Here is a 24,091-nt window from a genome sequence, read left to right on the forward strand (position 1 = left end):
CTATCGAAGTGCCTGACGGTCGTCGTGATCGTATGTCCGCGTGCCGGTTCCGTGTTGCGGGGGGTGCCAGTCGGCGATGCCGTCGAAGGCGCGCAGGGCGAGTCCGGGACCGGCGAGGCCGGCCAGCGCCACGAGGGCGTTGCGCAGCAGGACGAACGGGCGGCCGTCCCGGGTGTGGAGCGCGGTGACCCGGGCGGCCTTGCGGACGATGGCGGTGGTGCGGGGCAGGCGGTCCGCGGAGTAGGCCGCGAGACCGGCGCCGAGGTCGGCTCGGGGTGCCAGGTGGTGGGCGAGCACGATCCCGTCCTCGATGGCCTGGTTGCCGCCCTGGCCGAGGGTGGGGGCCATCGCGTGGGCGGAGTCGCCGAGCAGGGCGGTGCGGCCGCGGTGGAAGGCGGGCAGGGGGACGGCGAGGTGGTGGATGTCGTGCCGCAGGACACCGTCCTCACCGGCGGCGGCGAGGAGCGCGGGGACCGGGTCGTGCCAGTCGCCGCAGCGGCGCAGCAGTTCGGCCCTCTCCCCGTCGGGGCTGTGCCCACCGGCGGGGGCGACGGCCGCCGCGTACGCGTAGACCCGGCCGTCCTTGAGCGGCTGGGTGCCCCACAGGACGCCACGGCCCCACGTCTCATGGGGGTGGAAGGGCCTCGGCGGCGCGGGGACGACCAGGCGCCAGCTCGTGAGGCCGGTGTACCGCGGGCCCGGGTGGGCGGGGAACAGGGCGGTGCGGACGGCCGAGTGGATGCCGTCGGCGCCGATGACGAGGTCGGCGTCGAACTCCCCGTCGGGCGTGGTGACGCGGGCGGGGCGGCCGCCGGGTACCCCGGGGTCCGCGAGTTCCGCGGGGGCTCCGGTGCGCAGGGCCCCGTCGGGCAGCCGGGAGGCGAGCAGCTCGACGAGGGTGGCCCGGTGGAGCGCGACGAGGGGGCCGCCGTACCTCTCGGCGGCGACCCGCGCGTTCGTGCGGGAGAGCCAGCGGCCTCCGGGGGTGCGCAGCCCGCCGTCACCCTGCCAGGCCGCCAGGGCCCGGACCTCGTCGCCGAGGCCGATGACGTCCAGGGCGCGCAGGGCGTTGGGGGCGAGGCCGAGGCCGGCGCCGACGGGCCGGAGCGAGGCGGCGCGCTCCAGTACGGTGATGCGCCAGCCCCGCCGGTGCAGGGCCACGGCGGCGGTGAGCCCGCCGATGCCGCTGCCGATGACGACGGCGTGGGGCGGGGCCGGTCGGTTGTCCATGACTCCTCCAGGAACCTGCACTACAGCTGTAGTAGGCGACACCCGTCACCGTACTACAGCTGTAGTTCTCGCGGTAGGTTGTCCTCATGACCCCTCGCGCCGAGCTCATCGCCGACACCGCCCTCGCCCTGCTCGCCGAGCGGGGCATGCGGGGGCTGACCCACCGCGCGGTGGACGAGCGCGCGGGGCTCCCCCAGGGCTCGACGTCGAACCATGCGAGGACACGGCAGGCCCTGCTGGAGGCGGCGGTCCGGCGGCTGGCCGACCGCGAGGCGCAGGTGCTCGGGCCGGACGAACTGCCGTCCCCGGGGCCCGCGGGCTCCCGCGCCGGCGCGGGGGACGGCTCCGGCGCGGACACCGGCCCGGACGCCGGCTCCGGCCCGGACGGCGGCTCTGCGGGGGGAGCTTCCGACCCAGGGGCCGGGCTCGATGCCGTCCTCGACGCCCTGTCGCTGGCTCTGCACCGCTACCTGACCCACCACCGTGACCTGCTCGTGGCCCGCTACGAGCTGGCTCTGGAGGCCACCCGGCGCCCCGAGCTGCGCGGCTTCTACGACACCGCGGGCCGCCGCTTCCGCGAGCCGCTGACCGCACTGATGCGGGCGGCCGGTTCCGCCGCACCGGACCGCCACACCCTGTCGCTGGTGGCATGGGCCGAGGGGCTGATGTTCTCCTGCGCCGTGGGCTCGTTCCACGCCACCGTGCCGGACCGGGCGGAACTCCGCGCCGGGCTCGAGGAGTTGCTGCGCGGCATGCTGGGCCGATAACCGCTGGCGCCGCCGGTCCGGCCGGGGCGAGGATGCCCGTCATGACGACTACCGAACAGCCCGCCCAGGACCCCCGCACGGAGCCCTCCACGCTCGCCGGGGAGCGCGAGTCGCTGGAGGGCTGGCTCGACTACCACCGCGCGACGCTGGCCCTGAAGTGCCAGGGCCTCGACGACGAGCAGCTGCGCCAGGCATCGGCCCCGCCGTCCGAGCTGACACTGCTGGGTCTCGTGCGGCACATGGCCGACGTGGAGCGCCACTGGTTCCGCCGCATCCTGACGGGTGAGGACGCGGCGCCGCTCCACTGGTCCGACGAGGACCCCGACGGGGACTTCCACGTCACGGAGGACCACACCTGGGACGAGGCGTACGCCACCTGGCAGGAGGAGATCGGGCACGCCCGGGAGCGGGCCGGCGGCCGCTCGCTCGACGAGGTGTCCGCCGGCCGGAGCCGCAGCGGGGAGTTGTTCAACCTCCGCTGGATCTACACCCACATGATCGAGGAGTACGCCCGCCACAACGGTCATGCCGACCTGATCCGCGAGCGCGTGGACGGCGCGACCGGCGACTGATCATCCAGCCCCGCCCCTCACGGCCGTCACCCGTGTGGATCAATAACCGCGGGTAGCGGCCCTCAAGAGGGTGTCCACCCACCACAGTTGCCGGGTGCAGCGAACCAGAATCCCAGCGAAGGTCCTGACGGCCGTGGCGATGGCGGCGGCCGCTTCCGGCTGCGTGTCGGTGCAGCCGCCCCCCGGCCCGGGGCCGGCCGCCCCGGAGGCGAGCCGCCCGGTGCAGGACGTCGCGCCGCAGATCGTCGAGGGTCCGGCGCGCGAGGCCCTGGAAGCGGCCCTGCCGCCGGCGCCCACCGATTCGCCGCGAGTACCGGCGGCGAGGCCGGGTCACCCGGTACCGGGGACCGGCGGCGGCGCACCCCACGACGACGACCGGCCGCCGCGGCCGCCCCGAGCGCCGGGGGGACCGGCCGTCGACCGGCCGCGCGAGCAGCTTCCACAGGTCCGTCCCCCGGCGCCGCCGTCGGTACCGGTCACCCTCCCGGACGTGTGCGCCCTGGGCGAGGACTACGGCGGCTGGCAGCCGGGCAGCCAGGAGTCCCGGACCTGCCGCGGCACCTACCGCCGCTGACGCGCCGCGGCCGTCGGCCTCAGATGCCGCCCAGGCGCCGCTCCAGGCGCTCGATGGCGGCCCGGACGCCGCTGCCGTACCGGTCGTCGTCCAGGGCTCCCGAGGCGGCACGGGCCCGGTCGAGATGCGTCCGGGCGGCGTCCGGGCGGCGCAGCGCCAGGTAGTCGGCGGCGACGTCGAGGTGGAGGGAGGGGCGGAGCGCGCGGAGCGCCACCGCCGCGGCGCTCCGGGCGGACGGCTCCCCGCCGGCGCCCTCCGCCGCGCTCAGCGCCCGCAGGTCCCAGGCGAGCTCGTCGTCGGGGTCGTCCTGGGCGTCGGCCATGTAGCGGGCGAGCGTGCACCGGTGGAGCGGGTCGCCGTCCGCGCCGAGCTGGTCCCACAGCGCCCGGAGGCGGTTGCGGGCCTCCTCGCGGTCCCCGCCGTGGAGCAGCATGGCCGCCTGCCCGATCCTGGTCGGGACGGCGCCGTCCGTCCTCTGCTGGTGGTCCTGCACGCGGCCTCCACTGATCGGTCGTGTACCGACGCTATCCGCAGCACCCGCGGTCCGCGCCCGGACGGCCCGCACCGCCCCGCCGGCGGACGCCGGCGGGCAGGGGGCCGGGATGAGCACCCGGGCCGGGGGCCGGGATGAGCGCCAGGCCCCCGGCCGGTGGTGGCGCCGCGCCCGAGGCGGGGCCGAGGCCGCCCGAGTGCCGGCCGGGGCGGGGCCGGTCGGCAGGCCGGCACCGACGGAGGCCGATCCGGACGGAGGCCGGTACCGACGGAGGCCGATCCGGACGGAGGCCGGTACGGACGGGCCGGTCAGGCGCCCAGGTTCGGGATCCGCCAGTCGATCGGCTCGTGTCCCTGCGCCTTGACCGCCTCGTCGATCTGCGTGAAGGGGCGGGAGCCGAAGAACTTCTTCGCGGAGAGCGGGGAGGGGTGCGCCCCCTTGACGACCGCGTGCCGCGTCTCGTCGATCAGCGGCAGCTTCTTCTGCGCGTAGTTGCCCCAGAGGACGAAGACCGCCGGGTCCGGACGCGAGGCCACGGCGGTGATCACCGCGTCCGTGAACTTCTCCCAGCCCTTGCCCTTGTGGGAGTTGGCCTCGCCGCCCCGCACGGTCAGGACGGCGTTCAGCAGCAGGACGCCCTGGCGGGCCCACGGCATCAGGTAGCCGTTGTCCGGCACCGGGTGCCCGAGCTCCTCCTGCATCTCCTTGTAGATGTTCCGCAGGGACGGCGGCGTCTTGACGCCCGGCCGCACCGAGAAGCACAGTCCGTGCCCCTGGCCCTCCCCGTGGTACGGATCCTGGCCGAGGATGAGCACCTTGACCTGGTCGTACGGAGTGGCCTCCAGAGCGGCGAACACCTCCTCGCGCGGCGGGTAGACCGGCCCCTTGGCCCGCTCCTCCTCGACGAACTCGGTGAGCAGCTTGAAGTACGGCTTCTGCAGCTCGTCGCCGAGGACGCCGCGCCAGGACTCGGGCAGCAGGTAGGTGTCGGTCACGTCAACAACCTCCGAAGATCGATCGTTTGTGTGCCCGAACCTACCTGCGCCCACTGACAACGGAGCCAGGAGGCTCCTACCAGGCGGTCTGCCGGTGCAGCTCCCACATCTGCATGACGGTCTGCGGGTCGAGGGCCCGCTCGCCGCCCGCGATCTCCTCCTTGGCGGCGACGTACAGCTTGCCCTGCCACAGCGGCAGCAGGCGCACGTCGTTGCCGAGGATCTCCTGGGCCTTCTCGAATTCCTTGCTGACCGCGCCGCGGTCGCTCTCGCGGCGCGAGAGCGGCAGGAGCTGCTCGGTGATCTCGGGCCGCTCGTACGGCGTCGAGAGGACGTTCTCCTTGCCGACGAACGGCGCGATGAAGTTGTCCGGGTCCGGGAAGTCGGGGAACCAGCCTCGGCCGAACACCGGGTAGTCGCCCTTCTGGTAGCCGGCCTGGAACTCCTTCCAGGGCTTGCCCTGCAGGGTCACCTTGAAGAGGCCGGAGGCGTCGAGCTGCCGCTTGAGCTCGGCGAACTCGGGAGCCGTGGCGGAGCCGTAACGGTCGGTGGTGTACCAGAACGTCAGCTTCACGGGCGCGTCGATGCCGGCGTCGCGCAGGATCTTCTCGGCCTTGTCGACGTCCGGCTCGCCGTACCGGTCGAAGAACTCGGTGGTGTGTCCGGCGATACCCTTCGGCACCATCGAGTACAGCGGCTCGGCGGTGCCCTGGTAGACCTTGGCGACCAGGGCCTCACGGTCGACGACCTGGGCGATCGCCTTGCGCACCGCGATCTTGCCGGCGGCGGGGTCCTTGGGGTTGAAGACCAGGTAACGGATGTCGGCGCCGGTGGACTCCACCAGCTGCAGTCCCTCGTTGGCCGGCTTCTTCTCCCTCAGGTCGACGACCTCCTCCGCGGTCAGACCGCGGTACGTGGCGTCGATCTCCTTCTTCTTCAGCGCCGCGACCATCGTCTCCGAGGTGTCGAAGTAGCGGATGGTGACGCCGTTGTTCTTGCGGTCCGCGAAGCCCTTGTACTGGGGGTTCCTCGTCAGCTCGGCCTTGACGCCCTCTTCGTACTCCTCGAGGACATAAGGCCCGGATCCGGTGACCTTGCCGTCCTCGCGCAGCTCGTCCTCGGGGTACTTCTCCGGGGACACGATCGACATCGCCGGGGTGGCGAGGATGTACGGGAAGGTCGCGTCGGGTTCCTTCAGGTGGAACACGATGGTCGCGTCACCGTTGACGGCGATCCGGTCGAGCGAGCCGAGCAGTCCGTTCGGGCCGCCCTTCGCGTCGATCTTCCGGATGCGGTCGATCGAGTGCTTGACGGCCTGGGCGTCGAGCTTGGCGCCGTCGGAGAACGTCAGGCCGTCCTTCAGCTCGCACTGGAAGACCTTGCTCGACGCATCGGTGAACTTGCAGTCCGCGGCATCCGGCTGAGGAGTCGTACTTCCGGTCGGAAAACTCAGCAGAGTCTGGAAGACATTCCGGTACAACTCCCATGAACCGTCCCAAGCGGCCGCGGGATCGAGCGTACTGGGAGCACTCGTCGTACCGACAATGATCTTGTCTTCCCCATCGGCGTCATCTTCGGAAAGGAGGCCGCAGCCCGCCAGCAGGGATATGGACGCAAGGGCTGCAGCGGCCTGCAGACTGGTCCGGTTGAACACGTGCACGCTCCTCATTCAGCCATGGGTCGGCCGACCATACCGCAGCGCCCCGCCAGATCAATGCGCAGGTCTGGCGGGGCGCTTGGCAGCATCAGTCAATCAGGAACAATACGCCTCAGCCGACTCCGGCATTCAGGAAAATTCCCCCATCGACGACCAGGGTCTGGCCGGTGATCCACTCCGACTGCTCGGAGGTGAGGAATGCGGCGGCTCCACCGATATCCTTCGGAACTCCCAGCCGGCCGAGCGGATAGGCAGCCGCGGCCTCCGCCTCCCTGCCCTCGTAAAGGGCCTCGGCGAATTTCGTCTTCACGACCGCCGGGGCGATCGCATTGACCCGGACGGCCGGGGCGAATTCGTGGGCGAGCTGCAAGGTCAGATTGACCATGGCCGCCTTGCTCATGCCGTACGCGCCGATGAAGGGCGAGGCCGAGATGCCGGCGACCGAGGCGATGTTCACGATCGCACCGCCGTGGTCCTTCTGCCACGCCTTCCAGGTCTGCTGGGCGAAGCCGAGCGCCGAGATCACGTTGGTCTCGTACACCTTGCGGGCGACACCCAGGTCGAGCTCGGCGATCGGGCCGAAAACGGGGTTCGTCCCCGCGTTGTTGATCAGGAAGTCGACGCGACCGAAGGCCTCCATCGTGCGCTCCACCGCGAGCGCCTGGTGGGCCTCGTCATGGGCCTTGCCGGCCACCGCGATCACGCGGTCTGCGCCGAGCCGCTCGACGGCCTCCTTGAGGGCCTCCTCGCCGCGCCCGGTGATGCACACCCGGTCACCGCGGGCGATCAGCGCCTCCGCCACGCCGTATCCGATGCCGCGGCTGGCGCCCGTGACCAGGGCGACCCTCCCGGACGGCTCGGGGAGCTCCTGTGCGGTCATGTCCGTGGTCCTCTCTCGCGTCCTTGGGGGCTTCAGTTGAGCGGGCCGCCGGCCACGTACAGGACCTGGCCGGAGACGAAGCCGGCGTCGTCGCCGGTGAAGAAGGCGATCGCATTCGCGACGTCCTCCGGCCTGCCGACCCGGGCAACCGGGATCTGCGTGGCGGCGGCGGCCTGGAAGTCCTCGAAGCCCATGCCCACGCGCGCGGCGGTCTGCGCGGTCATCTCGGTGACGATGAAGCCGGGGGCCACGGCGTTGGCGGTGATGCCGAACTTGCCGAGCTCCTTGGCGAGGGTCTTGGTGAAGCCCTGCAGGCCGGCCTTGACGGCGGCGTAGTTGGCCTGGCCGCGGTTGCCCAGCGCCGAGGACGAGGAGAGGCAGACGATGCGGCCGAAGCCGGCGTCGACCATGTGCTTCTGGCACGCCTTGGCCATCAGGAACGCGCCCTTGAGGTGCACGTCGACGACCGTGTCCCAGTCGGACTCGCTCATCTTGAAGAGCAGGTTGTCGCGGAGCACGCCCGCGTTGTTGACGAGGATCGTCGGCGCGCCCAGCTCGGCGGCGACGCGGGCGACGGCCGCCTCCACCTGGGCGCTGTCGGAGACGTCGCAGCCGACGGCGATGGCCTTGCCGCCCGCCGCGGTGATCTTCTCGACGGTGTCCTTGCAGGCCGCCTCGTCGAGGTCGAGTACGGCGACGGCGCGGCCCTCGGCCGCCAGCCGGACGGCGGTGGCGGCGCCAATGCCCCGCGCCGCCCCGGTGACGACGGCGACGCGCTGCTCGGTGGTGGACATCTGGTTCTCCTCGCCCTTGGATCCCTGGTGGATGCGGCTCAGCCGGCCCTCCCCCGGCACGTCCATGCCGGTGAGCGACCGCTTAGTACCTTCAGCAGACGAGACGCTAGAAGCCCTGGCACCCGGTGTCAACGGCCCACCGGGTGCGCCCGGTCACGCGCCGCGGCGCGGTGGCCGCCTTCAGCGCACGAGCAGTCCGAGGAGCCGCTCGGCCTCCGCCTCCGGATCGGCGGTGAGACCGGTGTGCACGGGCCCGGGCTGGACAACCGTCGACCGGGGCGCGATCAGCCACCGGAAGCGCCGTCCGGCGTCCTCGCGCGCCGCCTGGCCCGCCTGCTCGCCGCCGGCACAGACGCCCTCCACGGCGCGCAGGGCGGCCCGTACGCCCGCGACGTCGGCCGTGGGGTCCAGGGCCCTCAGCTTTGCCTCGTCGAGGTGCGTACGGGCGCACACGAAGGACTTGGCGCGGCAGTAGACCACCACGCCCGCGTTGAAGCACTCGCCGCGCTCGACGCGGGGTACGACGCGCAGCAGCGCGTACTCGAAGACGTCCCGGTCGCTCACTTCTTCTCGGTGCCCTTCGTGCTGTTCTGCGGGGCGTGCGGCCAGGGCTTGCGGGGCTCGGTGAGCCAGCCGGGGGCCTGGGAGGGGACCGCTCCGGTCCGCTCGCCGAGCGTGATCCGCTCATGGATGGTGGCGGCGCGGGTCAGCAGCGCGGCCACGTAGGCGCGCCGCACCTCGTCCGTGGTGTCGAACCCCGGCTCGTCGACGAGCCACTCGTCGGGCACGTCGGACGCCACGTCGGTGAGCAGTTCCTCCGTGACGAGCGGGGCCAGCTCCGCGGCAGCGGCGGCGACATCGGGGCCGAAGCCGGCCAGGACGTGGTCGGAGGCGTCGTACGGCTTGGCGGCGGAGGCCTGGGCGCCCGGCCAGTTGTGGTGCCAGATCATGGTGGCGCCGTGGTCGATGAGCCACGGCTCGCCGTGCCAGACGAGCATGTTCGGGTTGCGCCAGGAGCGGTCGACGTTGTTGATCAGCGCGTCGAACCAGACGACCCGGCCCGCCTCCGCGGGGTCCACCTCGTAGGCGAGCGGGTCGAAGCCGATGGAGCCGGGCAGGAAGTCCATGCCGAGGTTCAGCCCGCCACTCGCCTTCAGCAGCTCCTGCACCTCCTGGTCGGGCTCGCCGAGACCGATGACCGGGTCGAGCTGGATCGTGACCAGCTCGGGCACCCGCAGCCCGAGCCGGCGGCCCAGCTGCCCGCAGAGGACCTCGGCGACCAGGGTCTTGCGGCCCTGCCCGGCACCCGTGAACTTCATGACGTACGTACCGAGATCGTCGGCCTCGACGATCCCCGGGAGCGAGCCGCCCTCACGCAACGGCGTGACGTAGCGGGTCGCTGTGACTTCGGAGAGCATCCCCCCAGGTTACGTGCCGGTCACGCACCGGCCGAGGCGACCGGCGCGGCTGCCGGGCCGTGAAGTCGCGGGACCGGTGAACGGCCGTGCCCGCCGCCCCGTACCCCTCGGTGACGTTGTGACCATCGTGGAAGGGAAGCCGGAATGACCGGATCGCAGGGGAGCAGGGCGGTGGCGCGCCGCACCGTCGTCGCGGCGGCCGGTGGGGCGGGGCTGGCCGCCGCCCTCACCGCGTGCGGCGGCTCGGACAGCACGGCCGAGTCCGGTGCCGGAGCACCGGCGGGCGGCAGCGGGGGCACCACCGGCGGGAGTACGGGCGGCACCACCGGCGGGGGCGCCGGCGGCCAGGTGATCGCGAAGACGGCCGACATCCCGGAGGGCGGGGGCAAGGTCTTCGGGCAGGTCGTGGTGACGCAGCCCCGGGCGGGCGAGTTCAAGGCGTTCTCCGCCAAGTGCACGCACGCCGGGTGCGCGGTGAAGGACGTCGCCGACGGGATCATCAACTGCCCGTGCCACGGCTCGAAGTTCGACGCGGCGGACGGCAGCGTGAAGGCGGGACCGGCCACCACGCCGCTGGCGGCGGCTTCGATCACCGTGGAGGGCGACTCGATCAAGCTGGCGTGACCCGCGGGGGGCGTCGAGGTCGCTCCCAGCAGGTCAGCACCTCGTCGGTGGTGGCGACCGTGGCGACGAGGGCGAGGGTGTGGCGGATCATCGCGGGGGTGTAGACGGAGGGGATCCCCGCGATGGCGTCCGCCACCACCACCGCCGTGTAGCCGAGGTTGACGGCGTCGAAGACGGTGTTGGGGACGGCCACGTTGGCCGATACGCCGGTGACGACCAGCGTCCGGCAGCCGAGGTTGCGCAGCAGGGCGTCGACGCCGGTGCCGGCGAGCGGGGAGAGCCCGTGCAGCCGCCGTACGACGAGGTCTTCGTCCGCCACCTCGATGGGTTCGGCGACGCGGACGGCTGCGCTGCCGGCGTACTGCTGCACCGGCAGCCGCTCCGCGGCCCGGAAGAGCCGGGCGTTGCGACCGGCGCCCCGCCCGTCGGGTCGGCGCTCCGCCACCGCGTGCACGACCTGCACGGCCGACACATGGGCGGCGTCGACCAGGCGGGCGACCTTGCGCAGCGCGCCGGACGACCGGGCTTCCGCGGCCAGTTCGGGCAGGGCGCTCTCCGGGCCGACGACACCCCGCTGGCACTCGACCGTGAGCAGCACGGTGGTGGCGGGATCGAGCTGCTCCCGCAGCTGTTCCATGGGCGGCATGGCGGGCGAGGGTAGCCACCCTTGCGTACGGAAGGAAGAGAGCCCATGCTTTCTGACACACCATCAGAGGGCGGGAGCGGGGATGGCGGCCACTCAGCGCCGGGGCCGGCGGATCATGATGACGGAGGGCGAACTCGACGCCTATCTCACCGAGCGGCGCACCTGCCGGGTGGCGACCGTCTCACCGGACGGCCGGCCGCATGCCGGGGCCCTGTGGTTCGCCTGGGACGGCACGTCCCTGTGGCTGTACTCGCTCACGCGCAGCCGGCGCTGGGCGGACCTGCGCCGCGATCCGCGGATCGCCGTGGTGATCGACGACGGCGAGGAGTACGGCGAGCTGCGGGGCGTGGAGCTGTCCGGGACCGTGGAGTTCGCCGGGGAGGTGCCGCGCACCGGTGAGCCGTGCCCGGAACTGGAGCTCGCCGAGCGGCTGTTCGCCCGCAAGAACTTCGGCCTGGAGTCCATGCCGCACGACGGCCGTCACGCATGGCTGCGACTGACGCCGGACGCCGTCGCGTCCTGGGACTTCCGGAAGCTGGGCGGTCCGTAGCCGGCGGGGCCGCCCTTCCCGCGGCCTCCGCCTGCCGGCCCGGTGACGGCACCGACCCTTCGGCCGCGGCCCCGGCGCACCTGCGACCCGTTCGCCCTCACCGGCGGCACGGGCGCGGCCGCCCGGCACCGCACCGCCCCTCCCGCCCCGGGCCGGGGAACTAGACGGGCTCCACCTCGCGACCCGCCTCCCGCAGTGCCTCCACCGCCGCACGGATCGACGGCCGCCGCTCCGCGTCCGTGCGCCACACCGCGTAGATGTGCCGCAGCATCGGCTGCCGTACGGGGACGAGGGCGACGCCCTCCGGGACGGGCCCGCGCCCGAGCCGGGGTGTGACGCACACCCCGAGACCGGCTTGGATCAGCGCGAGCTGGGTGTGGTGCTCACCCGCCAGGTGGGCGATGCGCGGCTCGATGCCCTTGGAACGCAGCGTGAACATCAGCCAGTCGTGACAGAACTCGCCCGCGGGCCAGGAGACCCAGTCGTCGTCGGCGAAGTCCTCCAGGCCGACTTCGGCCCGCCCCGCCAGCGGGTGGTCCGCCGGCATCGCGACATCGGCGGCGTCGTCCAGCAGCGGCTCGCGGGTCAGCCCGCCCGGCACGGGCAGCCGCTTGTTGTTCCAGTCGAGCACCACCGCGAGGTCCATGTCGCCCCGTATCACCTCCTGGATGCCCCGCTCCGGCTCCAGCTCGCTGATCCGGACGGACAGGTCCGGGTGCTCGCGGCGCAGCCCCGCCACCGCCCGCGGGAACAGCCCGCGCGCGGCCGTCGGGAACCCGGCCAGCCGCACCTCCCCGACCACCTGCCCCCGCTGCGCCTCGATGTCGGCCTGCGCCAGCTCCACCTGGGACAGGATCCGCGCCGCGTGGTCGGCCAGCAGCAGCCCGGCGTCGGTGAGCCGTACCCCCCGGCCGTTCCTGGCCACCAGTTGCTGCCCGACCTCGCGCTCCAGTTTGGCCAGCTGCTGCGAGACCGCCGAGGTCGTCACGTGCAGTCCGTCGGCGGCGCCGGTCACCGAGCCGTGCCGGGCCACGGCGTCGAGGGTCCGCAGGCGCTCCAGGTTCAACATGTAAGCAATGCTAAGCGAAGCCATCGAGGAAATCTCGCTTGTTCTAAGAGGTTCGGAGGAGCCATGGTGTTCGTCATGAGCACCGCGACCTCCTCCCCTTCCCCGAGCGACGCCCTCCCGGCCTCACCCGTCCCCGGGGCCGCCGAGGCCCCCCGGAGCCCCGCGCCCACGTCCACGCCCGCCCAGGACGCACGCGCCTCCGCGGCCGCCTCCCCCCGCCGCGGCACGGACTGGCGCATCCGCTTCGCCGTGCTCTCGCTGATCTGGGGCTTCAGCTTCCTCCTCATCAAGGTGGGCACGCAGGCGTACGCCCCCTTCCAGGTCACCCTCGGCCGTCTGCTCTTCGGTACGGCGGTCCTCGCGGTGGCGATGGCGGTCAAGCGCGCGAGGCTGCCGCGCGGCGCCCGGACCTGGGCCCATCTGACGGTGGCCGGGTTCCTGCTCAACGCGCTGCCGTTCTCCCTCTTCGCCTACGCGGAGCTGACGATCCCGTCCACCCTCGCCGGGATCTGCAACGCCACCTCGCCCCTGTGGGGCATGGTGCTGTCGCTGGTCGCCCTCTCGGAGGACCGCCCCACCCGCCGCCGCGTCGCCGGACTCGGCATCGGCTTCCTGGGCGTCCTGACCGTGCTCGGCGCCTGGCAGGGCTTCTCCGGGCTGGACGTCACCGGTACCGCCATGGCGCTGCTGGCCTCGCTCAGCTACCCCATCGGCTGGATCTACGTCCGCCGCACGCTCGCGGGGAGCAGCGCGTCGCACCTCTCCCTCACCGGCGCGCAGCTGTTCCTCGCGACCCTGCAACTGGCGGTGATCACACCGCTGTTCACCGCGTGGCCGACGGCGTTCCCGATCGTCCCGCTGCTCGCGGTGGTCGCGCTCGGCGCCCTGGGCACCGGCCTGGCCGTGCTGATCCAGTACGGCATCGTCGCCGAGGTGGGTCCGACCACCGGCCAGATGGTCACCTACTTCATCCCCGTCATCGCCACCGCGGCCGGCGTGACGCTCCTGGACGAGCAGCTCACGTGGAACACCCCGGTGGGCGCCCTGATCGTGCTGGCCGGCGCCGCCCTCACCCAGAGCCGCGCCAGGCCCACCGGAGCACGGCGCCGGGGAGTGTCTGCGGACTAGGGGGTGCCCGCCCGCAGGGCGGGGCCGGCGGCGTCCGGCGCGTGCGAGCGCACGACGGGCGGCCGGCGGGGCGCCCGCCGTGCGAGCTGCGGCCGCAGCGGACCCACCGGCCTGCCGGGCCCGTCGCCCCGCGGAACCGCGCGCCCGGCGCGCCCGGCGACACCGCCCGCCCGGCGCGCTCACGCGAGGCTGCGCGCCGCCATCGGCCCGGCCGCCGCGGCCACCGCGTCCGCCAGGGGCGCGATGTCGGCCGTCGTCAGCCCCGAGACGGTGATCCGCATGCCGGGCCCCGTCGCCATGCGGAACCGCGCGCCCGGCGCCACCGCCCACCCGGCGTGCAGCATGCGGGCCACGGCCCCGGTCTCGTCGGCCAGCGGGACCCAGACGTTCATGCCGCTGCGCCCGTGCGCCTCGACACCGCGCTCCGCGAGGGCCCGCACGAGCGCGTGCCGGCGCTCCCCGTACGCGGCCGCGACCGCCCGCGTGTCCACCGCGTCCGTCTCCCACAGGTGCACGACCGCGCGCTGCAGCAGCACGCTGACCCAGCCGGGCCCGAGCCGCTGCCGCCCCGCCAGCCGGTCGAGGGTCACGGCATCACCGGTGAGCACGGCGAGCCGCAGGTCGGGGCCGTACGCCTTGGACACGGACCGTACGAACGCCCAGCGGTCCGTCGCACCCGCCAGCGGGTGCAGGGGCAGGTCGACGAAGCCGTGCCCGTGGTCGTCCTCGATGAGCAGCACGTCCGCGCGCCGCCCGGCCAGCACCCGCCGCAGTTCGACGGCCCGCGCCCGGCCCACCGCGGCACCCGTGGGGTTCTGCGCCCGGCAGGTGACGACGAGGGACCGCGCGCCGCCGTCCAGCGCCGCCGCGACCGCTTCGGGCCGCGGCCCGTCGTCGTCCACGGCGACGGGCACGGGCCGCAGCCCCAGGGCCGGCACGAGGTCGAGGAGGGCGCCCCACCCGGGATCCTCGACGGCCACCGCGTCCCCCGGCTTCAGGTGCGCCGCCAGGACCCTCTCGATGGCGTCCAGTGATCCGGAGGTGACGGCGACGGGCCCGCCCGGCACGCCGTCGGCGTCCAGTGCGGTGCGGGCGAGCCGCGCCAGGTCCGGGTCCACGGGCTCCCGGCCGTAGAGCACCGGGTCCTGGGCGCCGTGCCGGCCGGCGGCGGCGAGCGCCGCGCCGAGCGGCGGCAGCAGCGCCGGGTCGGGGTTGCCCTCCCCCACGTCCCGTACACCCTCCACCGCCTCGATCCGGAGGCTGCCGCGCGCCGTGGTGGCGGGGCGCGGCCGCACCCGACTGCCCCGGCGCCCGGCCGTCTCGATCACGCCGCGTTCCCGCAAGGTCCGGTACGCGGCGGCCACCGTATTGGGATTGACCCCCAGCCGGGCCGCCAACTCCCGCATGGGTGGGAGGAGTTGTCCCGGCTCAAGCTCGCCGGAGCCGACCCCTCGTTCCACGCTCGCGGCGATCTCCGATGCGCGTCGGCCTGTGATCCGATACTCTCCTAGCACAAAGAATATTATGCACTAGTGCAATGGAGTGCCGCAATGCCGGAGACCACGGCCGCCTACGAGCCGACCGACCGCACCGTCCCGACCCGCTCCCGCGAGCGGGCTTCCTACGACCGCGCGCTGGTGCACTCGATACTCGACGAGGCGTACGTGTGCCACCTCGGTTTCGTCCGCGACGGCGCCCCCGTGGTGCTGCCGACGCTGTACGGCCGGGTCGGCGAGCGCCTGTACGTGCACGGCTCGACCGGTTCGCGCCCGTTGCGCATGGCGGGCCAGGCCGGCCCGGGACTGCCGGTCTGCCTGACCGTCACGCACGTGGACGGCCTGGTCCTCGCCCGGTCCGCGTTCCACCACTCCATCAACTACCGCTCCGTCGTGGTGCACGGCACGGCCCACCAGGTCACGGACCCCGAGGAGAAGCGCACGGCGCTCGACGCCCTGGTCGACCATGTCGTGCCCGGCCGTTCGCGCGACTCGCGCCCGGCCGACGCCAAGGAGCTCGCCGCGACCGCGGTCCTGCGCCTGGACCTGGAGGAGGTCTCCGCGAAGGTCCGCACGGGCGGCCCGAACGACGAGCCCGAGGACCTCACGCTCCCGTACTGGACCGGTGTCGTCCCGGTCGGCACCGTGCACGGCACCCCCGTCCCGGCCGACGACCTCGACCCGTCCGTCACCCTGCCGGACTACCTCTCGACCCTCTGACACCGGCCCGGCGCCGCGCGGAGCGCCGGACCGCGGCGGACGGCACCGGCGCTACCACCCCACCCCGGGGCAACGGGCCCGCGAGGACCGGAGAGGACGGGGCGGAGACCGACGGACGAGGCCGGACGGCGGGGGCCACCCGACGGCCGGCGCGCCGCTGGCTCAGGCCGGCGCCGCCGCCCGGGCCCTGCCCCGGCCCCTGGCCGCCCACGCCTCCGCGAGCGCCAGTCCGGCCACCGCCGCCAGCAACAGCAGCGTGCCCACCACCGTGGCCGCGGTCAGCCGCTCGTCGAGCATCGTCACCGCGATGACCGCGGCGCTCACCGGCTCGAGGAGCATGATCACCGACACCGTGGCCGCCCGTACCACCGCCGCCCCCGCGAAGTAGAGCGCGTACGCCAGCGCGGTCGGCACCGCCGCGATGTACGCCAGCAGCCCCACCACCTGGGCGAGGTCGGCCGTACGCGGCAGCAGGCCCTCGGCACCCGCCAGGGGCAGCAGACCGGCCCCGCCGATCGCGAAGGCCCACGCCGTCGTGACGAGCGCGTCACCGCCGCCGGCGTCGCGTCCGAGCCACCGCGTCAGCAGCGTGATCGCCGCGTACGCCGCCGCCGACAGCACGGCCAGCGCCACCCCGGCGGGCCGCACCTCGCCGGTGCCGCCGCTGCCGAGCACGAGCACGAGCAGACCGCCGAGAGCGCCCACGACCGCGAGGCTCCCGCCCCGCCCGAGCCGCTCGCCCATGGTCAGGCGGGCGCCGAGGGCGATCAGCACCGGCCCGGCCCCCAGGGTGACGACGGTGCCGACGGCGAGACCGGTCGCCTCGACGGCCGCGAAGTACGCGCTCTGGAAGACGGTCAGGCCGATGCCCGTGCCGAGGACGCGCAGCAGCCGCCTGCGGCGCGGCTCGGCCGGTCCGGCCGCACGCCGCCGCCGTACCGCGAGCACGGCGAGCAGCAGCACGAGCCCTCCGGCGCAGCGCCAGAACGACAGGGCCAGCGGTCCGAGGTCGCTGATCCGGAACACCAGCGAGGCCGCCGCCCCGGCGGTGCCCCACGCCACTCCGGCGACGATCAGATGGAACAGACTCCGCCCGACGGACGCAGCCGTGGACGCGGAGGAGGAATTCGACACGTGACTTCTCCGTGTGAGAACAGGAAAGGGTTGGCCGCTCGACTGCGTACGCGGGCAGCGACGAACCGCTCGGGGACTGCCCGAGCCCGGTCCTCATCAGGGATCCCGAAACAGGCCGGAACGGATGTCCGGCCCCGGTCCGGGGAAGCACTGCCGCCCGCGTCAGGCGGCAGGCGGCGGAAGCACGGTCGAATGCATGATCGCCACCTTACGGGGCGGCTCGTCCGGCCGTCACTTCGTCGCTCCCGGCCGGCAACGGGTCCGACCCCGCGACCGGCCCAGCCGGCGCAGCCTTCGGCGCCGACGACTGGGCGATGAAGGCGCCCACGAGCACCACGGCACCACCGATGATCTGCGGCGCCGACAGGTGTTCCTTCAGCAGCACCCACGCCAGTACGGTCGCGATGACCGCCTCCAGGCATGCCACCACGCCCGCCACCTGCGGCGAGAGCCTGCGTACGGCGACGATCCCGGTGACGTACGCGAGGACGGTGGCGATCAGCACGATCCAGGCGAGCAGCAGCCAGGCCGGCGCCGCCGTCCCGCCCATGTCGGCGGTGCCGCGCAGCACGGACCAGTCCATTCCCCACGGCCGCGCGACGGCGGTGAGCACGAGGGCGCCGATGAGCAGCCCGAACGCGATGACACCGAGCGGGTCGGCGGGCTCCGCCTCGTCGCTGCCCTGGTCGGACAGGACGAAGTAGCCGACCTGGCAGCAGGCCGCACCGAGGGCCAGCAGCAGCCCCAGCAGGTCGAAGCTCAGCCCGGCCCACACCTCGACGACGCAGGCGAGGCCGCCGACCGCGAGGACCACGCCGAGGGCGGCGGCGCGGGTGACCGGCCGGCGCTGGACGAAGCGGACCCAGCCGAGGACGAGCGCGGGGGCGAGGTACTCGATGAGCAGCGCGACGCCGACGGGGATGCGCGACAGGGCGGCGAAGTAGAAGGCCTGGACACCGGCCACCGCGAGCAGTCCGAAACCGGCGAGGAGTGCGGGCTTGCGGCGCAGCAGGTCGCGGTGGCGCCACGCCACGGGCAGCATGACGAGTGCGGCGCCGGCGACCCGGAGCCACACCACGTGCAGCGGGTCGAGACCCGCCTCGATCAGCGGCTTGGCCGCGACACCTGACCCACCGAATGCGAAGGCCGAGGCCAGGGCAAGTCCCAGGCCGGCGCTTCTCCCCTGAGACGCGTGCATCGGCACATCATGGCAGGAACGCGTCAGGAGCGTAAAGCCCGTGACACCTGTTGAGACGAGCCGCACCGCCGGCCGGCCGGCCGGCGCACCATCACGGAACACCGGTCACGGGACCGGGGACGGCCAATGGCGCCGGACCCTGCGGGGCCCGGCGCCATGGCCGGTGCGCCGGGACGGCGGTCTTCCGGCGAACAGCCGCCCCCTCGATGGACGGCCGCATTCCAGGAGGTCCCGTCCTCCGGTCGGCCGCCCGGAGACCGGGACCGGGCGGTCGCCTCAGCCCTCGTCGGCGAGGATGAGGTAGAGCTTCTTCCGGGCCTCGTTGACGACGGCCAGCGCCTTCTGCCGCTGCTCGGCGTCGCCGGTCTTCCACACCTGCCCGAAGGCTTCGAACAGACCGAAGCCCGCCTGCCGCACCTCGCTCAGGGCCTCCCAGTCGACACCGCGCCCCGGCTCGTCCCACGGCGCCTCGGGCCCCGCTTCCGCCTCGGCGCGCCCGGTGTCGCTGAGCGTGAACAGCTTCTTGCCGCCCTCGCTCTCGCTGACGATCAGCCCCTCGTCCTCCAGCAGCTGGAGGGTCGGGTACACCGAGCCCGGGCTGGGCCGCCAAGCCCCGCCACTGCGCTCGGCGATCTCCCGGATCATCTCGTAACCGTGCATCGGGCGGTCCTTCAGCAGCGCGAGGATCGAGGCGCGCACATCGCCGCGCCGCGCCCTGCCCCGGCCGCCTCCGCGACCGCGACCGCCTCCGAAGGGGCCGCCCCAGAAGGGACCTCCACCGAACGGTCCGCCGCCGAAGCCCGGCCCGAACGGGCCGAAAGCCGCGCGCAGGCCCTCGAAGTCGCCCCGTCGCTCGCCCCAGCCGCGATGACCGGGGCCGCAGTGACCGTGCCCCCGGCCGTGCTGGTGCTCGGGGCCCTGTCCGTGTCCATGGGAACGCATCGCTGACACTCCTTCCATCAATGATCTGTCGCGATGCTTCAACGATATATCGGAATAGGTCGGCGGGCAATCGCTTCCGGGCCAGGAACCCGGAATTGGCCTTGGCCTGCCCCTTCCCGGCGCCCCTACCGTCGTGTCCATGCGGATTCGAATCGTCGACGCCTTCACCGACCGCCCCTTCTCCGGCAACCCGGCGGGCGTGCTGCTCCTCGACGCCTTCCCGGACGACCACTGGCTCCAGAAGGTGGCCGCCGAGGTCGGCCTCTCCGAGACGGCCTTCGCCCACCCCCTCCCGGCCGGCGGCGACGCGGACTGGGCGCTGCGCTGGTTCACCCCGGTCGCCGAGGTGGACATGTGCGGCCACGGGACTCTGGCCACCGCCCACGTCCTGCACACCACCGGCCGCGCGACCGGCACCGTCCGCTTCGCGGCACGCTGCGGGATCCTGTCGGCCACGGCCGGCGAGGACGGCTCGATCACGCTGGACTTCCCGACCTCGTCACTGACGCCGGTGCCCGCGCCCGACGGGCTCGCGAAGGCGCTGGGCGCCGAGGTGGTGTCCGTGCACGACACCGCCGCCCACATCGGCGACCTGCTGGTGGAGCTGGCGGACGAGCAGGCCGTACGGTCCCTGGCACCGGACCTCGCGGCGCTGGCGGCCCTGTCGGACCGGGGCGTCATCGCCACGGCCGCGGCGGACGACCCGGCGCGCGGCTACGACTTCGTCTCCCGCTGCTTCTTCCCGGCACTCGGCATCGACGAGGACCCCGTGACGGGCAGCGCGCACACCGCGCTCGCCCCCTTCTGGTCGGCCCGCTCCGGGCGCGACGAGCTGACCGGGTTGCAGGGCGGAGCGCGCACCGGTCTGGTGCGCACCACGCTGCGCGGCGAGCGCACCCTCCTCACCGGCAGCGCGGTGACGGTCATCGAGGGCGACCTGCTGGTCTGAGGCCGCGGAACCGGCCGGGTACGGCGAAGGGGCGTACGGCGGTGCCGTACGCCCCTTCGCCGTCCTGCGTCAGTTCACGCGGCGGGCAGCCATCCCACGTTCCCCTTCAGCACCGCGTACCCGACGAACGCCACGATGTCGAGCAGCGCGTGCGCCGCCACCAACGGACCGACCCGGCCCCACCGCCGGTACAGCAGCACGAACACCGCGCCCATCACCATGTTGCCGATGAAGCCGCCGATGCCCTGGTACAGGTGGTACGAGCCGCGCAGCACCGAGCTCGCCACCAGCGCCGCCATCGGCGTCCATCCCAGCTGCCCGAGCCGGCGCAGCAGGTACCCGACGACGATGACCTCCTCCACCACGGAGTTCTGCACCGCCGAGAGCACCAGCACGGGGTACTTCCACCACACGGGGGGCAGTGACTCGGGAACCACGGTCAGGTTGAACCCGGCCGCCCGCGCCCCCAGGTAGAAGGCCAGCCCCGCGCTCCCGATGACGGCCGCGACCAGCGCCCCGCGCCCCACGTCGCCCCACGGCCTGCGGCGGTCGAAGCCGATGGCCCGCAGACCTGTTCCCTCCCGCAGGAGCAGGTGGGCCACGAGCACCACCGGCACCAGCGCGGTGGCGATCCCGAACAGCTGCCACGCCAGGTCCAGCCACGGCCGTCCCGGGGCGGCCGAGGTGTTCAGATGGGCGGCCTGGTCCTTCAGCCCGCCCGGCTTCGTCAGCGCACCGATGAAGCTGATCAGCGAGGCGACCGCGCTCGCCCCCAGCGAGAGCGCCAGGACGAGCAGCAGCTCCGACCGCAAGACCTTCCGGGAGAGACCTCCCTCCGGGAGAGGACCGGCCACGCGCCCCGCCTCTGCCTGCACACCTGCCTCCACTTCACCATCGCCCCGCCCGAAGCCACCCGGCCCGCCCGGCGGCGTGCAGCCCGCCCGCAGGCCCACGGCACAGCTTGCCCGACGACGGCGAGACGGCCGGAGGCGGGCGGGTACGGCGCCGCCGTCCACCCGTAAGGTACGCGTGCGAGCCGCCCGCGACTCTCCCGGCCCGGATTCCGGCTACGGACGGGAAGGCGGCGACGCCCCCGCCGCGCCCGCGGCACCCGGCCCGTCACCCGTGGGGCCGGAAAGCCCACCGGATCGAGCCGTCACCCGCGGGGCACCCGCGCGGCCCGTCACCCGCGCGGCGCCGGAAAGCCCACCGGCCAGGTGTGCACCGGATCGCCGTGCCGCATCAGCTCGCAGTAGCGGCGGGTGGTGGCGGCCAGCGCCGCCTCGCGCCCCAGGCCCGCCTCCAGAGCGCGGTGGAAGGTCTCGACCTGCCAGGTGGCGCCGTTCGTCCGGCGCCTGCACCGCTCCTCGATGATCCCGAGGTAGCGGTCCCGGTCGCCTCGCTCGATGCCCCACGCGTCGAGGCCCGCCGCCGCGAGCGGCAGCAGTTCGTCGCGGACCAGCTTCACGGCCGGGACGGTGGTCGTCCCGCCGCTGCGCCCCGGCCGCGGCCAGCGCAGCTCGGCGTCGATGCCGTACCGGCACGCGGTGTCGAAGTTGGCGGCGGCTTCGGCGAACGGCAGCCGCTTCCACACCGGCCGGGACTCCTCGGCCAGCGCACGCACCAGTCCGTAGTAGAACGCGGCGTTGGCCAGCACGTCGTCGACCGTCGGCCCGGCCGGCAGCACCCGGTTCTCCACCCTGAGGTGCGGCACGCCGTCCATGACCCCGTACACCGGACGGTTCCAGCGGTACACCGTGCCGTTGAGCAGCACCAGCTCCTGGAGGGACGGGACGCCGCCGTCGTCGACCACCCGCAGCGGGTCCTCGTCGTCACAGATCGGCAGCAGCGCGGGGAAGTACCGCACGTTCTCCTCGAACAGCTCGTACGCCGAGCTGACCCACCGCTCGCCGAACCACGTGCGCGGCCGGACGCCCTGCGCCTGGAGCTCGGGCGGCCGCGTGTCGGTGGCCTGCGTGAACAGCGGCGGCCGGGACTCGCGCCACAGCTCGCGGCCGAAGAGGAACGGAGCGTTGGCACCCACCGCGATCTGCACGGCGGCGACGGCCTGCGCCGCGTTCCACACGTCCGGGAAGCGCGTCGGCGTGACCTGGAGGTGCAGCTGCACGGAGGTGCAGGCCGCCTCGGGGGCGATGGAGCTGGCCGTGGAACTGAGGCGCTCCACACCATCGATGTCCAGCGTGAAATCCTCACCGCGCGCGGCGACGATCTGGTCGTTGAGCAGCATGTAGCGGTCGACGTCCGAGAGGTTCCCCGAGACCAGGTCCTCCTCCACGAGCGTGGGGAGAATTCCGATCATCACGATGCCGGCGTCGACCTCCTTCGCCTTGCGGTGCGCGTATCCGAGTCCGGTGCGCAGCTCCTCGGCGAGCTGATCGAAAACCCGGCCGCCGAGCCGGTGGGGGGCGATATTGACTTCCAGGTTGAACATTCCGAGTTCGGTCTGGAAATCCCGGCTGGCGATACGTTCCAGCACCTCGGCATTCATCATCCGCGGCATACCGTCCGAGCCCGCCAGATTGAGTTCGATCTCCAGGCCCATCAGATTCTTCGGGCGGTCGAACCTCTTCTCGGCGAGGAGGCGCTCGAGGGCCGCCAGACACTGCTGCAGCTTCCGGCGGTACCTCTGCCGATCGGACAGGTCGAAACCGCCTGCCACGACCTTCTCCCCCATCGAAGCGTCCCTCCTCGTGGGCGGCGCGCGGCGTGGACCTCCGCGTCACGGACGATAATGCCCAGCCGGACTGATCTGTAACGCCCCCGCGGGGACCGCGTGGCCGGTAGTCTGGAAAGGAAGACCGTCCGGCACATTCCGGCGGCATGCGGCAGCAGGCAGTTACCGCCGGCCGAGGCCCGGTGAAAAGGACCGGCGAGAGGCCGGCGAGATTCGGCCGACCGCGTCCGGGACGGTGCCGCAGGCCGGAGCCCCGGGTTCACGGGAAATCCGCAGGAACTCCGCGAAACAAAGTCCTGATCCGGGCTTGCTCGTAATATCGCCGACAGGTAGCGGAAACTTCGCGTGAACACGCGTCGTATAAACTCCGCGGACGAGGCAGAGAGTCGGCGCCCGGCCTTGGCCCATCGGCCCCCTCCGGCCCCGTCGCTGACAGTGCCGTCCGCGTCCGCACCTCCCCCGCATCACCTGTCTCTTGAGTGAGAGGCGACCCACCATGCCGCTCCATGTCTCCCAGGCCCCCGCGCCCGCCCTTCGCAGCGTCCTCATGGCTCTCGGTTCCACCGCCGTACGTGAGGCCCACACCCCCGCCCTGCGGTCCGTCCAGGGACCGCTGAGCCCTGAACTCCCTTTGCCCGTCCACGTGTTGGACGTACGCGACCAGATCGATCCGCCGGCCGGCGCACCGCGCACCCGGCTGACCGGCTGGCGGTTCCTGATCCGCGGCGGCGACCGCCCCGTCGCCGCCGCGGACACCAGGCTCACCCCCGACGGCTGGTCCTTCTCGCACTTCTTCGAAGGGCCCTACCTCGCCTCGACCGAACGCGCCCTGCGCCAGGCCGAGACCATGACCACGCCGTACCAGCCCCGGCTGCTGTCCGTTCCCGAGCTCTACATGCTGACACTGTGGCTGCACGCCGACCCGGACGCCGATCCGGCCGCGGGGAGCCCGGCGCCGACGGACCTCCTGGTTCCGCTGGCGCCCGCGCCGCCCGGGATCGCCGCCCACTTCCCGTACCGCGTGGCGGACCTGCTCCCGGTGCTCACGCTGCGCGTCGCGCCTCCACCGCTGCTGGAGTCAACCGCGTGACGCGGCACCGTGTGGCCCGTACGGACTAGCCCACTGCGACCACTCCGAACCACCCGAAGGGACAGGGGGGTTGAGCTGAACCATCCGCACGGGTGATACGTCATAACGCAGTAGGAAGCGCTGCACCGAAATCCCTGCGGATTGACGCCCGTGGGGCAACACTGGGACCGAGCGACCGACACTCAACGGGGGGCGGCAATGAACACCGCATCGAGCCGCAGGACAGACACCACATCGCAGCGAAAGAACCCACCCATGTGCCAGCACCAGCCACCCTGCCCGACCGCCGACTCCGCCGACCGGGAGGCGGCCCGCCTGGTGGCGCACCACCCGGAGCAGGGCTGGAGCCTGCTGTGCAACGGCGTCCTCGTCTTCGAGGACACCGGTGAACTGCTGCCGGACGGCCAGGTGATCGCACCGCACCGGCCGCTCGGCACCGCGCACGTCATGACGGCCGCCTGAGCGGACGG

General features: G+C 73.3%; 26 protein-coding genes. 10 read left to right on the plus strand and 16 right to left on the minus strand.

The features are described 5' to 3' along the window. Nucleotides 1-1,230, minus strand: coding sequence for an FAD-dependent monooxygenase (locus IH00_RS0109105; protein ID WP_031071471.1), 1,230 nt, complete (start codon nucleotides 1,228-1,230; stop codon nucleotides 1-3). Nucleotides 1,231-1,316: 86 nt separating this feature from the next. Here IH00_RS0109105 and IH00_RS0109110 point away from each other — a divergent pair, with 86 nt between their 5' ends. The 3 genes from IH00_RS0109110 (at nucleotide 1,317) to IH00_RS0109120 (ending at nucleotide 3,143) form a co-directional block, all read left to right on the plus strand. Further along, entirely contained in the window at nucleotides 1,317-1,997 is a 681-nt protein-coding gene (locus IH00_RS0109110) for a TetR/AcrR family transcriptional regulator (RefSeq protein WP_031071473.1), read from the plus strand. A 41-nt stretch (nucleotides 1,998-2,038) separates the two neighbouring features. Continuing rightward, nucleotides 2,039-2,569: a DinB family protein gene (locus IH00_RS0109115; RefSeq protein WP_031071475.1), complete on the plus strand. Its 531-nt coding sequence runs from the start codon at nucleotides 2,039-2,041 to the stop codon at nucleotides 2,567-2,569. A gap of 94 nt (nucleotides 2,570-2,663) precedes the next feature. Continuing rightward, a complete protein-coding gene (locus tag IH00_RS0109120; protein WP_031071477.1) occupies nucleotides 2,664-3,143 on the plus strand; it encodes a hypothetical protein in 480 nt (159 codons plus the stop codon). 19 nt (nucleotides 3,144-3,162) lie between these two features. On the opposite strand, the gene IH00_RS0109125 is transcribed toward IH00_RS0109120, so the two are convergent. The 7 genes from IH00_RS0109125 to IH00_RS0109155 all read right to left on the minus strand — a co-directional run bounded on the left by IH00_RS0109125 (nucleotide 3,163) and on the right by IH00_RS0109155 (nucleotide 9,380). Further along, nucleotides 3,163-3,576 carry a hypothetical protein gene (locus IH00_RS0109125; protein WP_052411293.1) on the minus strand — a complete coding sequence of 138 codons (414 nt, stop codon included), beginning with the start codon at nucleotides 3,574-3,576 and terminating at the stop codon, nucleotides 3,163-3,165. Nucleotides 3,577-3,944: 368 nt separating this feature from the next. After that, nucleotides 3,945-4,631, minus strand: a complete 687-nt coding sequence (gene ung / locus IH00_RS0109130; RefSeq protein ID WP_031071481.1) for a uracil-DNA glycosylase — start codon at nucleotides 4,629-4,631, stop codon at nucleotides 3,945-3,947. Nucleotides 4,632-4,707: 76 nt separating this feature from the next. Beyond that, nucleotides 4,708-6,285 (minus strand): ABC transporter substrate-binding protein, encoded by a 1,578-nt coding sequence (locus tag IH00_RS0109135; RefSeq protein WP_031071483.1) that lies wholly within the window; start codon nucleotides 6,283-6,285, stop codon nucleotides 4,708-4,710. 115 nt (nucleotides 6,286-6,400) lie between these two features. Then, entirely contained in the window at nucleotides 6,401-7,168 is a 768-nt protein-coding gene (locus IH00_RS0109140) for an SDR family oxidoreductase (protein WP_031071484.1), read from the minus strand. A 32-nt stretch (nucleotides 7,169-7,200) separates the two neighbouring features. Then, nucleotides 7,201-7,962 carry a 3-oxoacyl-ACP reductase FabG gene (fabG, locus tag IH00_RS0109145; protein ID WP_031071486.1) on the minus strand — a complete coding sequence of 254 codons (762 nt, stop codon included), beginning with the start codon at nucleotides 7,960-7,962 and terminating at the stop codon, nucleotides 7,201-7,203. Nucleotides 7,963-8,142: 180 nt separating this feature from the next. Beyond that, complete coding sequence (locus IH00_RS0109150) at nucleotides 8,143-8,526, minus strand: DUF3037 domain-containing protein (RefSeq protein ID WP_031071488.1); 384 nt, start codon at nucleotides 8,524-8,526, stop codon at nucleotides 8,143-8,145. Continuing rightward, nucleotides 8,523-9,380, minus strand: a complete 858-nt coding sequence (locus tag IH00_RS0109155) for a HipA family kinase (protein WP_031071490.1) — start codon at nucleotides 9,378-9,380, stop codon at nucleotides 8,523-8,525. Before IH00_RS0109155 ends, IH00_RS0109150 begins: the two co-directional genes overlap by 4 nt. Before the next feature lie 144 nt (nucleotides 9,381-9,524). On the opposite strand from IH00_RS0109155, the gene IH00_RS0109160 reads away from it, so the two are divergent. Beyond that, nucleotides 9,525-10,004 carry a Rieske (2Fe-2S) protein gene (locus tag IH00_RS0109160; protein WP_031071491.1) on the plus strand — a complete coding sequence of 160 codons (480 nt, stop codon included), beginning with the start codon at nucleotides 9,525-9,527 and terminating at the stop codon, nucleotides 10,002-10,004. On the opposite strand, the gene IH00_RS0109165 is transcribed toward IH00_RS0109160, so the two are convergent. After that, nucleotides 9,991-10,650, minus strand: a complete 660-nt coding sequence (locus IH00_RS0109165; RefSeq protein WP_031071493.1) for a cysteine hydrolase family protein — start codon at nucleotides 10,648-10,650, stop codon at nucleotides 9,991-9,993. The genes IH00_RS0109160 and IH00_RS0109165 overlap by 14 nt on opposite strands. Before the next feature lie 82 nt (nucleotides 10,651-10,732). On the opposite strand from IH00_RS0109165, the gene IH00_RS0109170 reads away from it, so the two are divergent. Continuing rightward, nucleotides 10,733-11,200, plus strand: coding sequence for a pyridoxamine 5'-phosphate oxidase family protein (locus IH00_RS0109170; protein WP_031071496.1), 468 nt, complete (start codon nucleotides 10,733-10,735; stop codon nucleotides 11,198-11,200). A gap of 160 nt (nucleotides 11,201-11,360) precedes the next feature. On the opposite strand, the gene IH00_RS0109175 is transcribed toward IH00_RS0109170, so the two are convergent. Continuing rightward, nucleotides 11,361-12,269, minus strand: coding sequence for a LysR family transcriptional regulator (locus tag IH00_RS0109175; RefSeq protein WP_031071498.1), 909 nt, complete (start codon nucleotides 12,267-12,269; stop codon nucleotides 11,361-11,363). Between the two features lie 75 nt (nucleotides 12,270-12,344). Between IH00_RS0109175 and IH00_RS0109180 the strand changes: the two genes are divergently transcribed. Further along, a complete protein-coding gene (locus IH00_RS0109180) occupies nucleotides 12,345-13,397 on the plus strand; it encodes a DMT family transporter (RefSeq protein WP_052411294.1) in 1,053 nt (350 codons plus the stop codon). Nucleotides 13,398-13,576: 179 nt separating this feature from the next. Here IH00_RS0109180 and IH00_RS0109185 read toward each other — a convergent pair whose 3' ends face one another. Continuing rightward, the gene (locus IH00_RS0109185) at nucleotides 13,577-14,911 is read right to left on the minus strand and encodes an aminotransferase class I/II-fold pyridoxal phosphate-dependent enzyme (protein ID WP_031071502.1); all 1,335 of its coding nucleotides are present in this window, start codon (nucleotides 14,909-14,911) and stop codon (nucleotides 13,577-13,579) included. Between the two features lie 36 nt (nucleotides 14,912-14,947). Here IH00_RS0109185 and IH00_RS0109190 point away from each other — a divergent pair, with 36 nt between their 5' ends. Beyond that, entirely contained in the window at nucleotides 14,948-15,613 is a 666-nt protein-coding gene (locus tag IH00_RS0109190) for a pyridoxamine 5'-phosphate oxidase family protein (protein ID WP_031071504.1), read from the plus strand. Nucleotides 15,614-15,775: 162 nt separating this feature from the next. On the opposite strand, the gene IH00_RS0109195 is transcribed toward IH00_RS0109190, so the two are convergent. The 3 genes from IH00_RS0109195 to IH00_RS40020 all read right to left on the minus strand — a co-directional run bounded on the left by IH00_RS0109195 (nucleotide 15,776) and on the right by IH00_RS40020 (nucleotide 18,887). Next, nucleotides 15,776-16,747 (minus strand): DMT family transporter, encoded by a 972-nt coding sequence (locus tag IH00_RS0109195; protein ID WP_031071506.1) that lies wholly within the window; start codon nucleotides 16,745-16,747, stop codon nucleotides 15,776-15,778. A gap of 208 nt (nucleotides 16,748-16,955) precedes the next feature. After that, on the minus strand, nucleotides 16,956-17,945 hold the full coding sequence (locus IH00_RS0109200; protein ID WP_031071508.1) for an EamA family transporter: 990 nt from the start codon (nucleotides 17,943-17,945) through the stop codon (nucleotides 16,956-16,958). A gap of 276 nt (nucleotides 17,946-18,221) precedes the next feature. Beyond that, nucleotides 18,222-18,887 carry a PadR family transcriptional regulator gene (locus IH00_RS40020; RefSeq protein ID WP_078887640.1) on the minus strand — a complete coding sequence of 222 codons (666 nt, stop codon included), beginning with the start codon at nucleotides 18,885-18,887 and terminating at the stop codon, nucleotides 18,222-18,224. Nucleotides 18,888-19,026: 139 nt separating this feature from the next. On the opposite strand from IH00_RS40020, the gene IH00_RS0109215 reads away from it, so the two are divergent. Beyond that, nucleotides 19,027-19,836: a PhzF family phenazine biosynthesis protein gene (locus IH00_RS0109215; RefSeq protein WP_031071514.1), complete on the plus strand. Its 810-nt coding sequence runs from the start codon at nucleotides 19,027-19,029 to the stop codon at nucleotides 19,834-19,836. Nucleotides 19,837-19,910: 74 nt separating this feature from the next. On the opposite strand, the gene IH00_RS0109220 is transcribed toward IH00_RS0109215, so the two are convergent. Continuing rightward, nucleotides 19,911-20,711, minus strand: coding sequence for a CPBP family intramembrane glutamic endopeptidase (locus IH00_RS0109220; RefSeq protein WP_031071516.1), 801 nt, complete (start codon nucleotides 20,709-20,711; stop codon nucleotides 19,911-19,913). Nucleotides 20,712-21,019: 308 nt separating this feature from the next. Further along, nucleotides 21,020-22,531: a glutamate-cysteine ligase family protein gene (locus IH00_RS0109225; protein WP_031071518.1), complete on the minus strand. Its 1,512-nt coding sequence runs from the start codon at nucleotides 22,529-22,531 to the stop codon at nucleotides 21,020-21,022. A gap of 496 nt (nucleotides 22,532-23,027) precedes the next feature. On the opposite strand from IH00_RS0109225, the gene IH00_RS0109230 reads away from it, so the two are divergent. Further along, on the plus strand, nucleotides 23,028-23,621 hold the full coding sequence (locus IH00_RS0109230) for a hypothetical protein (protein WP_031071519.1): 594 nt from the start codon (nucleotides 23,028-23,030) through the stop codon (nucleotides 23,619-23,621). Between the two features lie 255 nt (nucleotides 23,622-23,876). After that, on the plus strand, nucleotides 23,877-24,083 hold the full coding sequence (locus IH00_RS0109235; RefSeq protein WP_031071520.1) for a DUF5999 family protein: 207 nt from the start codon (nucleotides 23,877-23,879) through the stop codon (nucleotides 24,081-24,083). Nucleotides 24,084-24,091 lie beyond the last annotated feature (8 nt).

The organism is Streptomyces sp. NRRL S-118 (assembly GCF_000716335.1).
In the GTDB taxonomy this organism is placed as follows: domain Bacteria; phylum Actinomycetota; class Actinomycetes; order Streptomycetales; family Streptomycetaceae; genus Streptomyces.

What these genes read in the sequence shown, in the direction of transcription:
- IH00_RS0109190 (WP_031071504.1), top strand. Translation starts at nt 14,948, where the DNA reads ATGCCGGAGACCACGGCCGCCTACGAGCCGACCGACCGCACCGTCCCG.
- IH00_RS0109115 (WP_031071475.1), top strand. Translation starts at nt 2,039, where the DNA reads ATGACGACTACCGAACAGCCCGCCCAGGACCCCCGCACGGAGCCCTCC.
- IH00_RS0109170 (WP_031071496.1), top strand. Translation starts at nt 10,733, where the DNA reads ATGGCGGCCACTCAGCGCCGGGGCCGGCGGATCATGATGACGGAGGGC.
- IH00_RS40020 (WP_078887640.1), bottom strand. Translation starts at nt 18,887, where the DNA reads ATGCGTTCCCATGGACACGGACAGGGCCCCGAGCACCAGCACGGCCGG.
- IH00_RS0109215 (WP_031071514.1), top strand. Translation starts at nt 19,027, where the DNA reads ATGCGGATTCGAATCGTCGACGCCTTCACCGACCGCCCCTTCTCCGGC.
- IH00_RS0109140 (WP_031071484.1), bottom strand. Translation starts at nt 7,168, where the DNA reads ATGACCGCACAGGAGCTCCCCGAGCCGTCCGGGAGGGTCGCCCTGGTC.
- IH00_RS0109125 (WP_052411293.1), bottom strand. Translation starts at nt 3,576, where the DNA reads ATGCTGCTCCACGGCGGGGACCGCGAGGAGGCCCGCAACCGCCTCCGG.
- IH00_RS0109230 (WP_031071519.1), top strand. Translation starts at nt 23,028, where the DNA reads ATGCCGCTCCATGTCTCCCAGGCCCCCGCGCCCGCCCTTCGCAGCGTC.
- IH00_RS0109110 (WP_031071473.1), top strand. Translation starts at nt 1,317, where the DNA reads ATGACCCCTCGCGCCGAGCTCATCGCCGACACCGCCCTCGCCCTGCTC.
- fabG (WP_031071486.1), bottom strand. Translation starts at nt 7,962, where the DNA reads ATGTCCACCACCGAGCAGCGCGTCGCCGTCGTCACCGGGGCGGCGCGG.
- IH00_RS0109180 (WP_052411294.1), top strand. Translation starts at nt 12,345, where the DNA reads ATGAGCACCGCGACCTCCTCCCCTTCCCCGAGCGACGCCCTCCCGGCC.
- IH00_RS0109235 (WP_031071520.1), top strand. Translation starts at nt 23,877, where the DNA reads ATGTGCCAGCACCAGCCACCCTGCCCGACCGCCGACTCCGCCGACCGG.
- IH00_RS0109200 (WP_031071508.1), bottom strand. Translation starts at nt 17,945, where the DNA reads ATGCACGCGTCTCAGGGGAGAAGCGCCGGCCTGGGACTTGCCCTGGCC.
- IH00_RS0109105 (WP_031071471.1), bottom strand. Translation starts at nt 1,230, where the DNA reads ATGGACAACCGACCGGCCCCGCCCCACGCCGTCGTCATCGGCAGCGGC.
- IH00_RS0109225 (WP_031071518.1), bottom strand. Translation starts at nt 22,531, where the DNA reads ATGGGGGAGAAGGTCGTGGCAGGCGGTTTCGACCTGTCCGATCGGCAG.
- IH00_RS0109175 (WP_031071498.1), bottom strand. Translation starts at nt 12,269, where the DNA reads ATGTTGAACCTGGAGCGCCTGCGGACCCTCGACGCCGTGGCCCGGCAC.
- IH00_RS0109165 (WP_031071493.1), bottom strand. Translation starts at nt 10,650, where the DNA reads ATGCCGCCCATGGAACAGCTGCGGGAGCAGCTCGATCCCGCCACCACC.
- IH00_RS0109155 (WP_031071490.1), bottom strand. Translation starts at nt 9,380, where the DNA reads ATGCTCTCCGAAGTCACAGCGACCCGCTACGTCACGCCGTTGCGTGAG.
- IH00_RS0109160 (WP_031071491.1), top strand. Translation starts at nt 9,525, where the DNA reads ATGACCGGATCGCAGGGGAGCAGGGCGGTGGCGCGCCGCACCGTCGTC.